Origin of the sequence: Cellulophaga sp. (assembly GCF_039943695.1) — a bacterium.
Classification (GTDB): Bacteria; Bacteroidota; Bacteroidia; order Flavobacteriales; family Flavobacteriaceae; genus Cellulophaga.
The window spans coordinates 1-12658 of the sequence record NZ_JBDVAA010000092.1; the positions used below are offsets into that span (position 1 = coordinate 1).

A 12658-nucleotide genomic window follows, 5' to 3' on the forward strand; every position below is an offset into this window, starting at 1 on the left:
TAAATCATAAACTTTAACAGATACTATTTTTTCATCTTCAGCACTCACAAAAATAGTTTCGTTTAAAGCAGGATTAGGAAAAAGCTTAAAATTAATACTAGAATCATCAGTAATTTTACTTATTTGGTTACTACGCATAACATTACAAATAGGAGCAGTAGTGTCGTTACTAAAGTATAGTGTAAAATTATTATTTTTAGATACCATCACAAAATTACCGTTATCTGATGTTACCCAGTAATCTCCATCAAAATTAGGAATTAAGCTATTGCTAATAGATATTTCTGGATTCGCATTTTTAAACTGGAAGGTGATATTAGATTTTAAATTTATATAATAATCAGGAACACCGTTATTTGTATTTATTGAAAATTGATATAATCCATTGTTTTGCGAATTCCAATTAATAGTAAATGTTTTTAAATTACTTAAAGAGGGTCCGCCAGTCCCTAATACAAAAACGTTAGAAAACTTTTTAATGTCAAAATCTTCTAAACCAGTTTGTGAAGGTGTATTAAAGTTACAATTCTCAGACGGACTTTGTTCTGCTATTACAGTTAACGTAAATTGTGTTTCAGTAGAAGCTCCATCGTTATCTGTAGCAACAGCTTTAAACGTATAAGTACCTTCTAAAAGACCATTAAGTTCATCTGTGTTTGGAGATTCTGAATGTCCCCATTTATATGAGGTAGAATTTATTTGTCTAACTAAATTGTTATCTATAAACAGTTTTACATTATCAATAGTACCATCAGTATCATTTGCAACAACTTCAACTTGTAAATTATAACCCTCAGTTAAAGTAATATTATTATCTGGTGATTGGAAACTTACGGTAGGTTCCTCATTGGTATCATCTACAGGATTACAAGGTTCTATATTCCAAACTGGGCAGAATTGATTTACTAAACTTTCTGTGCCATCACTTGTTGGAAAATCTAGAGAGTTAGGGTTTCTAATATTATCCCAAACGTGAGTTTGCTCTGGAGAGCCTTGCTTTTTACGAGCAGTTGAAATTTCGGAAGCTCTACTACCAAGATTATATATATTTTCAAAAATAGCATTTCTAAAACCTGTATTAAATCCTGTACCTCTATCTAAAAAGTCTACTCCAGTATTTATAACTTCAGAACCATCAACGTTAAACGTGTTTCTGTATACAAAACCATAGGCTCCTTTTAAATCAATAAAAGCATCTGAGCTATTTACTCCTGAAATTCCTTCTGCAGAAAAAATACAGTTTCTTATAATAGTGTTCATAGTGCCTTCTTTAACATCTACGCCTTCTGCTGTTACATTAGGTCCAACAGTACAGTTTTCTATAGTATTATCGTTACAAGCTCTTTCATAAGTGTCATGTTGTCCTTTGTCTGAGCCTACATACAATCCTTCTCCAAAACCAGGTTTAGTTCTACCTGTATTGTATATATTACAACCATTTACTATGTTATTACTAGAACCATCACGCAGGTGTATAGCTTCTTCTCCAATATCATGTACAATAAGGTTTTTTAATGTACTACCATTAGAATTGTCTAGAACAATACCTTTAGAGCCTGTTTTAAACTCTATGTTTTCAATATTCCAATAATCTCCTTCAATACTTAAAAGGTAACCATTGTTATAATCTAGTCCTGTAAATACAGGAGGGTTTGTAGCGCTTTCACCTTTTAATGTAATTGGATTTGCACTGTTACCATTAGCACTACCATAAAGGTAAACACTACGGTTAAAGGCACCTTGTATCTTATCTTGAAAATTGTAGTTTCCAGAAGCAATTATAATTTCATCACCAGCTTGTGCTGTTTCCATTGCAGCTCTAATACATTCTATAGTACTACATTGTGTTGTTTTTGGCCCTGTAGTGGTATCAGTATCCCAATTTTGGATGATGTTTTTTACAATTTCACCAGAGGTAGTAAGTTTATTGTTAAGTAAGCCAGATACACCTTGCCCTGCCTGAACTACAGATCCTGTTTCAGGAAAAGCTTTATCACTTAAAGACCAATTAGCGTGGCTTATACCTTTTTCTTTTAAAAAGGCCATCCAAGTATTAGTACTTTCTTGGTCTGGTTCTCCTTGTCCTGTATTTAAAATTGTACCCCATTCTGAAACAAATAAAGCAACATTATTATCTAGTGCAGTTTGTGCTACATTTCTTAAGTTATCATGTGGATTATATGCTGCATAAAAATGTAGTGTATATGCCACATTATTATCAGAGATTGGGTTTGCAGAAGCAACATCTACTTGTTGAGAATAATTGCTAGTACCTACTATTATTAAATTATCTGGATCTTTAGAACGTATACCAGCAATTACTTGCTCTGCATAATTTTTAATAACAGGCCAACTTTGGTATGTAGGTTCGTTATAAATTTCATACATCACATTAGGAGTATCTCCGTAAAGGTCTGCCATTCTGGTAAAAAAATCAACAGCTTCATCTGTGTATAATTCTGCTTCGTGAGTATGCCAGTCTATTATTACATATATGCCATTGGCAATAGCAGCGTCAATTACTTTTCTAACTTTAGTTTCTTGCTGCTGCGGACTATCAATATAGCCATTTCCACCATCCCAATTTTCTTTTACGCCCATTGCAATTCTAATAAGTGAGCTATTCCAGTTTTCTGCTAAAAAATCAACAGTTTCTGCGTTATAAAAATCAGAGGTGTCTCCAGCATTACTCCAAAATAGACTGTTACCAGCTAGACTTGTAATTTCTCCAGACTCATTAAGAATACGGCTTCCGTTAACTTGTAAACGACCATGTTTTTCTACAGGAGATTGCGCTACCGAACTTAAGGAGAAGAGCAAAAAAAATAAAGGCAGATACATTAGTCTTTTGAACATTTGTAGGTTTGTTTTCATAATTTATTGTGTTTGGGTTTTGTGAGCAATATTACAAATTTTATAGGATTTTTAATGTTAAATTTTATTTTTTACAGCAAAAATTTTACGTTTAAAAGGCTATAAGTAGCTAAACTAGTTATGCTTTTTAATTATAAGTTTTAGTAAATTGATTTTTTTATTTTGATGAGGTTTGTATTTTGTATAACCACCTTTTTTAAAGGTTGTTATTAGTTTAAATACAGTGTTTTAGTCTTTAAAAGTTTTATAATTATTAAACCAAAACAATTAAAACAAGTTGCATATAGGAGCTATTTAAAAAAGTCCATACATTTTTCCAGATTTGTAAGTAGGTGAGACCAAGCAATAAACTTTATACTTTGGGTATTGCAAATGTTTGTGATACCAAAAAATTCTGCCAAGGTTTCTTTGTTCTGTTTTACGTTCTAATTTAAATTAAAAAGAGTTGTATGTTTTTATTTCCTTTAGGAACTTTTCTGCTTCCTTTTCATATCTTTTTGGTACAGGAAATGTATGTGTTATAGTGTAAACAGAATCTATGTCATCTGTGTTAGGCATTAGCTCACTTAATGTAAACACTATTTCTTGTATTGCTTTGTCATATTTTATATGAACTAATTTTTTAAGTTTTATATTAAAAGGACAAGTAAATGAATCTGAAACAACAATACCTTCTGTTGAAAAAATTACAACAATATTTTCTGCTTTTAATGCTTGCCTAAAACTATTAAAATCTCTTGTAGACAGCAATATTATAAGAGTAAAAACGGTTAGGTCAACAATAACATCAAAAAATATATCAAGACTGTTTAAACCTGCGGCAAAAAATATAACAAGCATACCTAAAATAAATAAGCCAATGTATTTTACGTTTTTTTTAAAGCCATCCTTTAAGTAATTATTATAATCCTTTCTAAAATTAGAAGATTCATCTTTAGTATATACCCATTTGGCAATATGTTTACTTTGGCTTAAAATTGTATTTTTTACACGGTATGTGGCACTATACATTAAAAGTCTAAAAAGCCTGAAGAAAAAATAAGAAAAATAGACTGCTAGTAAATAACTAAAAAGGTTAAAAAAACTTTTTTCCTCTAAAAACTGGCAAAATAAGAAACTAGAGTATATATAAATTATAATACTTAAAAATACCCCAACAACAACTATGCTTACTTTAATGGGGAAGCTTTTTATATTTAATATTCCTTTATAAATAAAATTCATTTATATCCTTTGTTAGCTAACTTTTTTATTTCATTTTTTTATTGATGGTTAACAAATGAATATCCCATTAATAGACCAAAGCAAAGGCTAAAGATTGTAATGTAAATTGGTTTTATATTTTTCATATGAAGCTGAAATTTTAATGTGCAGATTTACAAAAGTAATTACCATCTAATTCATAATTTAAGCTACAAGCAACCGTTTAAAAAAACAAGTCTATTAATAGTATTATTACAGACAGTGATAGTTTTCTGGTTGTCTGTTTTTCTAAAAACAAAAAATATAATTATATTTTTTATTAGTATACTTTATAACTTTCATCTGTAATTGTATTTAAAGACAAACTACCAAACCTATGTAAATCTGTATGGTTGGTATCTAAAAAATTTGTTAGATGAGTTAAAGCATCATCTAGTAAAACACCCATAGCTGCGGTTTGGTGTTCTTTCACAGATTTTTCTTTAGAACCACCAAAAAACTGACTAAGTTTTGAGGTAGGTACAATGTTAGAAGACATATATTCTAACACCAATTTAATTTGATTGGGTTGTACACTTGGGCTAGGGTATAAGTGAGGATGAATATGCAGAATATATTCTTTTCTGTTTCTTTTAAACGAAACAGAAAAATTCCAAGAATTGTTATCAACTATGTCAGAATCGTTTTGGTTTTCTGGTGTAGCCTTAGTCAGCAAATCATACCAATTAATACTTTTAAATTGTTCTATTACTCCTTTAGAAGAAGAGACTGTAGTGTCAATTTTCTTTTCATTAGACATAAAGTTCTCAAAACAAATGATGTATTTTTCCATAATAACTTACTTAAATTTTATTAGTTCATGTAACTGCATTCTACTAGCTTTTGCATTATTGTCCTATTACCAGTTTTCCTTGGTTAAACCAGCAATAATATCCCATTTCCCATATTTTAAAGTAAGGCTCAAAAACATCAAACTTTATTTTTTGTTGGTAAGACGGGTACTGAAAATAATAGGAGAGGTTATAATCACAATTTATAGCGTAATAAGCCTCACTTAGCACCTCTATGGTTGCTTCGTAGTCTGTATTGTCTATAAACCAATCAGAAATTGATTCGTAGACAATTACGTTGGTATTGTTTTTATTTGTTCTAACATCAAGATCTGAAATTTCTACAGTTTTAATTTGAGACATAGTGTCTATAAACTCCTGGTCGCCTGTAATTTTAGAGAACAATGTTAAGTTTGAAATATATTTTTCTCCGTTTAAAATTAATAACTCTTTGTTTTGTGTAGGAGCCGGACAAAAATAAGCAGGTGATTTTCCTTCTGCAGCTAATTGATTAAAGATGCCTTTAGTAGCGTTAAATATTTTTATCAATCGTTTGTAATAAAGGTCTCCTTCTTTAATAGGTTTAAACACTTTTTCAAGATTAGTTCCGTTGGGCATAAATGCCTGAAAATAACCATAAAATTGATGCCTTAAATCATCAGATTCAACATCTAAATCTATAACTTCACCTATAATCTCTCCTAAATACTTTGCGTATTCTTTTTTTGTCATTTTTAATGTAGTTTGGGGTGTATAAATTTAGTTGGCTAATAATTTTATCCCTAGGTTATATTTTTTTTAAAATTAAAGGAATTGGTGTGTTTTTGTGCTAGGAAATATATTTTCACCTAAAAGCAGTTTATATCCGTAAGGTTTAATCTTACTTTTTATAAAAAAAAATAGGGTTTACTGCTTATACTTTTCATTAGAAAAATACAAACAAGTAAACCCAAATTACTTTTGTTAAACGCTAAGTAATGCTACTTAAGTAGGTTTAGCAATTGCTTTTTGCTAAAATTAATTTAGTACGTTAGTAGTAACATTAAGTTTAGCTTGTTCTATAACATCGTTAGTAGCCTCATGATTAGCAAATTTTGTGTAAAAAACGGCTGTAGATTTGTATTCGCCTTTTGGTAAATCTTTTATCACTGTTACATTTATATTTGCACTCTCTTTTGGAGCAAGCCCCATTGATGTAAAATTTCTTCTTGCTGTAATAAAATTTAAATCTGAGTTAGGTACTTTATTTTCATAGGTAGTTACAGACCTAAAGCTTAATACATGATTGCCTACATTTTTCCATGATGTAATACCTCTAAAAGTAGATGAGCTTGCAGTAGATGTAATATCTGGAGTAGTAATATCTGTATTTTTTATTTCTACAGGATTTTTTACATCAACAAAAACATCTACCCATTTTACTCTATTGCTTGTGTTGTCTTTTAAAACAATTATAAATCTTTTTGGGTAAGTAAAATCAAAACTAGTTTCTGTACTAGGATATACTGTATTAACATCTACAGTAGGCACAGAGGACTCTTGTGTATAAAATACTTCTTCGGCATCAAAAGTAGCGGTTGGTGTTAAGTTAGAAAAATCTGTACCAGTAGGCACAAATAAATAAATTGTTTGTTTGTCTAAATCATCAACTCGTTTTTCTATAGTGACATCGTTGGTCAATTGTGCGTTTTTACTAGCCTCAAACCTAAAATCAGTAATTGTTAAAGTAGTAGGTGTAGGTACAATCTCATGTTTAATATTTACAATATAATGCAATAATTCTTCAGATTCATTTAAAGCATTTACTATGGTATAAATATGGTTTTGTGTTTCGTAATTTAGTAATGATAGGTCATTAGGTAAAATAGAAAATTTACTTAAATTTAGTTCGGTAGATGTAGTAATAGAAGCAATTTCTTTTAACGATACTATGCTTGGAACTACAATGTTAATTTCGCCAAATACAATTTCTTCATTATCTACAATGGTAGGTTGTTTAATATTTATAGAAACCGGTGTAATACCAACTAAAGGAAAATCGGTTAGTATAGCATCCTCAAGCTTAATTATATTTTCATTAGTGTTATCATCTTTAGTACAGCCAGTAAATATTGTAGTAAATACGGTAAGGATTAGGGCAATTGTTATTCTAGTTTTTGTCATTTTTTAATTGTGGTTCTATAATTATTTTTAATTTTTCAAATAACGCATAACAGTTTTGTACAACCGTAGGTTGTGTAGTTAAATTAGCGTTAACTTTTAGTGTAATGCAGAGGTTAGCAATTGTAGGTGTATTGCTATTATTGTCTTTTAAAAGTATTGTTAAACGCTTATGTTGCTAAACAGGAGTTAAGTAGGTGTAGGTATTATTATTATTATTATCTATAGTATTTAATTAGCAAGGCGAATCTTTTAGTTTTATTTAGGTATTAAAAATATAGATACACATTAACGTAATGTTTTATGTATGGGTTTAAGTATTTTATGGTCTATATAAAATGTGCCAAAAGGAATGATACAAGCAATTAAAACTTTCCAAGTATTTTTTTTAAACTTCCAATTATATTCAGTTCCTACACTAATTGTATTAAATACAAAAAGCAAAAATATAATGCCGTGAGTGGGTCCTAAAATTGAAGTTAACGCAGTAACTCTGTAAAAATATTTTAGCGGAAGAGATACAAAAACTAAAACGAGTAGAGATAGGCCTTCTAAAAATGCCATTAAACGAAGTCTGCCAATATTTGAGTTGAAAAATGAAATCATTTAAAATGTTCTTATAAATGGGCGGTTAGTTAAGGGCGAAAAAGGCCAAGGAATAGCTATAAATATGATAAAAAGTGCAATTGAAAAATAAACAAGAATTGTTTTAAATTTCTCAGCATCTAATTGATTTCGTTTTGCTTTGGCAGAGCCTATTGTAATAATAACAATTGCCGTAATCATAAGCACAAAATGAAACAAACCAAAAAAAGATACATCCCAATGACTGACTAAATTTTTAAAGTCTGAAAAAAAATATTTTACAATAGGACTTTTAATATATACAAGCATACCTATTGTAAGTTGAATATGTGCAATAGTTGCAGTCCAATGGCGCACTTTATTGTCAAAGTATGAGAATTTGGTTTGCCGTCTATAGCCATTATATGCTCTAAAAATAGCATAAACTAAAGATAGTAGTACAAGCCACCTAAATATTGAATGAAATACCAGAACAATTGAATACATTAGCCTTAATTTATTGTCTGTACAAAGGTCTAATTTAATACAAAATTGTAGTAGAAATATTTATGCAACAGTTAGGACTTTTCAATCATTTTCCTGAATTCAGTGGGCGATATTTTTTCGCGTTTTTTAAAAAATCGAGTAAAATATGAAGGGTCTAAATAACCCATTTCATAAGAGATTTCACTTATAGATAAGGTAGATTGATAGAGTAAGTATTTGACCTCAATAAGTTTAATCTCTTCAAGAATTTCTGATGCAGATTTTAAAGTAGATACTTTAACAGATTTATTTAAATGATTGGGGCTAATATTCATCATTCTTGCAAAGTCGGCAACCTTTAAGTTTTCCTTTACCTTTTGGTTTGCTAACATTCTAAATCTAGATGTAATTTGAAAAGAAGCATTTTGAGGTTGAAAATTACTTAGTCCGTATAGTATTTTTAATTCAGTTAGTAATGTGTATATGTATGAATGTATTATATCTGAATTTGGTTTAGTATTACTTTTAAATTCGGTAACTAATCTTTCTAAAATGTTAATAATTTCAGATCTGGACTGTTTGTTTATATTTATAATAGGATAATTACCATTGTTTAAAAACTCAAAATCAGATACAAGTGAGCGGTTTCCAAACTTACCAATAAGTATATTTGGATGAAAATGACAAGTAAACCCTTTTACATTTTTTGAAACCTGCTCTGTAGAAAATACTGCGCCAGCCTGGAGTATTACAATATTATTAGGTGTAATTATATATTCTTTAAACCCTATTTTAGTTTTAAAAGAGCCTTTTGTTACAAAAATAATTGTGTGACTTTCTTCTCTTGACGGAGTTATAGGTTTAAGAACTTTTTTAGTTAAATCCTCAATTTTTAAACAGAAAAAATCTTCAACACTTTTTTTAAAAAGTTTATCTAGTTTAGGACTTTTGTTAAAGTATTCTTTTCGGAAGTCCTCAGAATTATATGTTTTTATTTTAGACACTTTCCTTTAAGTTTATCAAGAGGTTTCTTTAGCTTGTGGCTAACAGTTTAGTAATTTATTTTTTAATTAAATTCAATTCCAACAGATAAGGAAATAGAACCATTTTTTGTTTTAAAATTATATGAAGATTCAATATCTTTATTTCTTATTGATAATGGTATTACATATCTAAAGTCAGGATTATGTAGGTCAGATATTGATATTTTAAAATCCGAATATGAATAAACTCCTATTCCTTTATTTGGATTATCTCCATACCAAAAAATATCACTTGGTAAAATGATGCCTTTTTTAAATTTCAATTTTTCTGGACTTTCACTTTCAGGAACAACAATTATATCTGGATTTTCATTCAGTATAAATTCAGCCTTTTTTCTGAAAGCCATATTGCAATTCCAAGTAATAATTTTCAATTTAAGTTCTGATTTTTAATGTGTGGCAACGGTCTTGTATATGAAAAGTAGGCGATTTGAAAGCACGAAAATTTCTGTTAAGCATAAAGCTTTGCATGAGCCAAAAGTCCTGATTTTACTTCTGTTTCGCCTATTTTTTATATACATTGTTGTGGTTTGTATTATTTAGTTGCCTCTTCGCAATTATTGAAAGGTCTATCATCTTCCATTAAATAAAAATTTATTGTAATCTCATCTTCTTCAGCTAAATTAATGAAATCAGTTTCTACACTTTTATATCCAATTGAGCCTGTTTTTACAAAAAAAGTTTTAGAAGAGTTGTCTAATATGATTGAATATTTTCCATTAAGTGAAGTCTTAGATTTAAGACACCCAATAATTACTTCGCTATGACTTAACGGCTTTCCGTTTGTTACATCAAAAACTTGCCCAACTATATTTATCTTAGAGGCATTCTGTTTCGTATTAGACAGATTAATATTATACCCTCCTTTATTATAAGTTGGTGTTAAGTTTTTATTAGTAGAACAGCTAATTATTATTAAAAAGCAGCCAAAAATTAATATTATTTTTATTTTCATAATCTAAATTTATTTAACATCCTGCATTTTTCCCTTTTTAAATTTTGTTATTTATCTTTTCTCGTTTTAAACATACCAACTTTAAAAGTTTGGCGACTTTCCAAAAAAAAACCAAACCATAGTGTTAGCAATGACTTGCGCTATTTTTTATATATATTGTTAGCACGCGTTTTTTATCTCTGCTAAATTAATACCTTACCAATCCTTTAGGTTCATTACTACCTTTTTTGACAAACCAAAATTGACTTTTTTGAATTTGGCCTATTACATTAAGTTCAATAATTGTATCATTTTCATTGCAACTATCCACAAATTCAGATAGAATATTAATTCTTTTGGGAACATCATATTTTTGGATAATATTTAATGGATATTTTTTTTCGCTCTCTATTATAAATTTTTTATTATCATTTAGTAAAGATGAGTATACTTTGTTTTTTGCGTCATAAGTTAACTCTTGGGTTTTCATATATCGTTGCGATAAACTAAACGAAAAGGCAAAAAACAATAAAATAATTACTGAACCAACAATTTTAAATGTAATTCTTTTGAATAGAAAATAATTGGCTAACAATATTATAATGGTAAATATTCCAAACATATGATGTAGTTTTTATTTAACTAGAATTACCGTTTCCAGATTATTTTTATTCAATAACCAAAACTCATAATCATACCAAGCCTTTTCATATTTTATGTAGGTTACTTTTGTATTCGGATTGCAGTTTACGCTTTCATAAAAAAACTTGAAATCATCATTAAACTCTGAAGCCAATTTTTGAGATAAAATGTCAGGTTTACCAAATTCAGAAATAATATCTTTTTTATTATACCCAATATATTCATCGCCAAATTTGTCGGATTTTTTAATTTCTCGTCCAAATTTCCATCCACATATACTTGTAAGAGTAATCAATAATATAAATGCTAAAATCTTTAAAAATATTCTCATAGTTTTTTCAAATGTGTGGCAAGGGTTCGGCTAAGCGTAGTGCGGGTAGTAAGGAAACTTTTCGTTTCCGTCTGCCGACGCAGCTAAAGCTTATTGTTTTGCTTTTTCTTTTTTTGTTCCAAAGCTAAACTTGAATATTTCGCTGACGCGTAATTTTCAATTTAGCGACAATATAAATATACACAGACCTTTTGATTAAGCCCTAAAGTCCGCATTACGTTTAGGCTTTGTTGTACACAGTTATTTTTCGAGAGTTTGTTTGAATTCCAGCACTTCAGAGATGTAAATTTCGTTCAAATATTCGTTGTAATAATCATCTCGTTTTGAGACTATATTTTTTTCCGCTTTCATAATATTTTCCTTTGCTTTTTCAATTTCCCCTAGTTTTTGGTATGCTCTAGCCATTCCAAAAAAAGATTCAGGTACGCTTTCGTATTGCTTTAATGCTCTTTGAAATTCAATAATTGATTTTTCATAATTCCCAAGTTCATATTCGCAAAGTCCGAGATAGACAAACGAGTGAATATCTGCCCAATCTTCATCTTGGTTTACTATACTTTGATTGAAAGCTTTAATTGCGTTCTGATAGTTTTTGTTACCGTAATGACACTCTCCTCGCAGAAAGTCAATATCTTCTCCCCAAGGCGCGTCGATAACGTTTGGTGTCAAGCTATCAAGTCGGTCAAAGTCCATCAATGCTTTGTCATAATCTCGTATTTTTCTTAATCTTATCCAGCCTCGGTAGCCCAAATGTTTAACTGGTTCAAGTTCTACTGCCTTGTCTAAATATTTAAAACCTTTGTTAAAATCTCCTGATTTATTTATACTAACGGAATAGTCAAAATAGTCTTCGCTAAGATTAGATTCAAAATTGATGACTTTTTCATTTTTCTGCTGAATGCTTTTATTTACCTTTTGGTAGGTGTAATATATGTAACCTAGGTATGCAAAAAAAGATAATAATATAACCCCAAAAATGATTGCTAGTATTTTAAAAAATTTCTTCAATTTTCCCTCCTTTTATTTTAAATCTAATGAGATAAAATGTTTTTGTTTCTGTATCATTTGTCCAACCTAAAAGTCCATTTGAGATACTCTTTAATTTTTTTATCAACTCTCCATTATTGAATTTTGTTGGTTGATACTCATTGTCAATTTCAAAAGATTCTTGATTACAGAAATTTCCATTTTTATCAAGGTGGAGCCTCAGGGTAATATGTCCATTTTTCGGGCTAATTTCTGTTTCGGTATTCATAATTTCTTGAAATGCCTTTCGAATGACTATGTTTTCTCCTTTTATTTTTGTGTTGTGGTGTTTCTCCTTTAAACCAATATCATGCGTAAAGCTATAATAGGGTTTTGAATGTTCATCACAATCGGAATCCTTCTCGTTGCATGAGAATAGCAGAAGTATTAAAATGATTGTGAAATGTTTTTTCATAATTGAGTACAACGTTTCGGCTATGGTTAGTACGGGGGTTAAAAGTAATTAATTTCCGATTAAGCACTTAGCCAAAACTTTTTATTTTGTTTTATCTTTTTCATTTTAAAGCCAAATCAAAAGATTTGGCGGACTTAGTAAAAATACACT

The 12658-nt window shown here is 29.4% G+C and carries 14 protein-coding genes; all 14 read right to left on the reverse strand.

From position 1 onward, the window contains the following. Positions 1-2874, reverse strand: a 2874-nt coding sequence (locus ABJD66_RS06375; protein WP_348129482.1) for a cellulase family glycosylhydrolase, incomplete at its 3' end; no start/stop codon positions are given. A gap of 435 nt (positions 2875-3309) precedes the next feature. Beyond that, on the reverse strand, positions 3310-3885 hold the full coding sequence (locus ABJD66_RS06380; protein ID WP_348129485.1) for a hypothetical protein: 576 nt from the start codon (positions 3883-3885) through the stop codon (positions 3310-3312). Between the two features lie 511 nt (positions 3886-4396). Continuing rightward, the gene (locus ABJD66_RS06385; RefSeq protein WP_157811098.1) at positions 4397-4909 is read right to left on the reverse strand and encodes a hypothetical protein; all 513 of its coding nucleotides are present in this window, start codon (positions 4907-4909) and stop codon (positions 4397-4399) included. Positions 4910-4964: 55 nt separating this feature from the next. Further along, positions 4965-5639 (reverse strand): hypothetical protein, encoded by a 675-nt coding sequence (locus ABJD66_RS06390; RefSeq protein WP_348129489.1) that lies wholly within the window; start codon positions 5637-5639, stop codon positions 4965-4967. 285 nt (positions 5640-5924) lie between these two features. Continuing rightward, positions 5925-7070: a hypothetical protein gene (locus tag ABJD66_RS06395; RefSeq protein WP_348129492.1), complete on the reverse strand. Its 1146-nt coding sequence runs from the start codon at positions 7068-7070 to the stop codon at positions 5925-5927. Positions 7071-7355: 285 nt separating this feature from the next. Further along, complete coding sequence (locus ABJD66_RS06400; protein WP_348129495.1) at positions 7356-7673, reverse strand: DUF3817 domain-containing protein; 318 nt, start codon at positions 7671-7673, stop codon at positions 7356-7358. Further along, positions 7674-8138 carry a hypothetical protein gene (locus tag ABJD66_RS06405; RefSeq protein WP_348129498.1) on the reverse strand — a complete coding sequence of 155 codons (465 nt, stop codon included), beginning with the start codon at positions 8136-8138 and terminating at the stop codon, positions 7674-7676. It abuts the gene before it with no gap. 71 nt (positions 8139-8209) lie between these two features. Beyond that, complete coding sequence (locus tag ABJD66_RS06410; protein WP_348129501.1) at positions 8210-9121, reverse strand: AraC family transcriptional regulator; 912 nt, start codon at positions 9119-9121, stop codon at positions 8210-8212. Between the two features lie 62 nt (positions 9122-9183). Then, positions 9184-9534, reverse strand: coding sequence for a hypothetical protein (locus ABJD66_RS06415; protein ID WP_348129504.1), 351 nt, complete (start codon positions 9532-9534; stop codon positions 9184-9186). Positions 9535-9695: 161 nt separating this feature from the next. Beyond that, positions 9696-10115: a hypothetical protein gene (locus tag ABJD66_RS06420; protein WP_348129507.1), complete on the reverse strand. Its 420-nt coding sequence runs from the start codon at positions 10113-10115 to the stop codon at positions 9696-9698. 187 nt (positions 10116-10302) lie between these two features. Beyond that, a complete protein-coding gene (locus ABJD66_RS06425; protein WP_348129510.1) occupies positions 10303-10716 on the reverse strand; it encodes a hypothetical protein in 414 nt (137 codons plus the stop codon). A gap of 12 nt (positions 10717-10728) precedes the next feature. Continuing rightward, positions 10729-11067 (reverse strand): hypothetical protein, encoded by a 339-nt coding sequence (locus ABJD66_RS06430; protein WP_303545751.1) that lies wholly within the window; start codon positions 11065-11067, stop codon positions 10729-10731. Between the two features lie 240 nt (positions 11068-11307). Further along, entirely contained in the window at positions 11308-12075 is a 768-nt protein-coding gene (locus ABJD66_RS06435; protein WP_348129515.1) for a tetratricopeptide repeat protein, read from the reverse strand. Further along, the gene (locus tag ABJD66_RS06440) at positions 12059-12508 is read right to left on the reverse strand and encodes a hypothetical protein (RefSeq protein ID WP_348129518.1); all 450 of its coding nucleotides are present in this window, start codon (positions 12506-12508) and stop codon (positions 12059-12061) included. Before ABJD66_RS06440 ends, ABJD66_RS06435 begins: the two co-directional genes overlap by 17 nt. Positions 12509-12658: the final 150 nt, after the last annotated feature.

What these genes read in the sequence shown, in the direction of transcription:
- ABJD66_RS06425 (WP_348129510.1), bottom strand. Translation starts at nt 10,716, where the DNA reads ATGTTTGGAATATTTACCATTATAATATTGTTAGCCAATTATTTTCTA.
- ABJD66_RS06385 (WP_157811098.1), bottom strand. Translation starts at nt 4,909, where the DNA reads ATGGAAAAATACATCATTTGTTTTGAGAACTTTATGTCTAATGAAAAG.
- ABJD66_RS06430 (WP_303545751.1), bottom strand. Translation starts at nt 11,067, where the DNA reads ATGAGAATATTTTTAAAGATTTTAGCATTTATATTATTGATTACTCTT.
- ABJD66_RS06405 (WP_348129498.1), bottom strand. Translation starts at nt 8,138, where the DNA reads ATGTATTCAATTGTTCTGGTATTTCATTCAATATTTAGGTGGCTTGTA.
- ABJD66_RS06395 (WP_348129492.1), bottom strand. Translation starts at nt 7,070, where the DNA reads ATGACAAAAACTAGAATAACAATTGCCCTAATCCTTACCGTATTTACT.
- ABJD66_RS06380 (WP_348129485.1), bottom strand. Translation starts at nt 3,885, where the DNA reads ATGTATAGTGCCACATACCGTGTAAAAAATACAATTTTAAGCCAAAGT.
- ABJD66_RS06420 (WP_348129507.1), bottom strand. Translation starts at nt 10,115, where the DNA reads ATGAAAATAAAAATAATATTAATTTTTGGCTGCTTTTTAATAATAATT.
- ABJD66_RS06440 (WP_348129518.1), bottom strand. Translation starts at nt 12,508, where the DNA reads ATGAAAAAACATTTCACAATCATTTTAATACTTCTGCTATTCTCATGC.
- ABJD66_RS06400 (WP_348129495.1), bottom strand. Translation starts at nt 7,673, where the DNA reads ATGATTTCATTTTTCAACTCAAATATTGGCAGACTTCGTTTAATGGCA.
- ABJD66_RS06390 (WP_348129489.1), bottom strand. Translation starts at nt 5,639, where the DNA reads ATGACAAAAAAAGAATACGCAAAGTATTTAGGAGAGATTATAGGTGAA.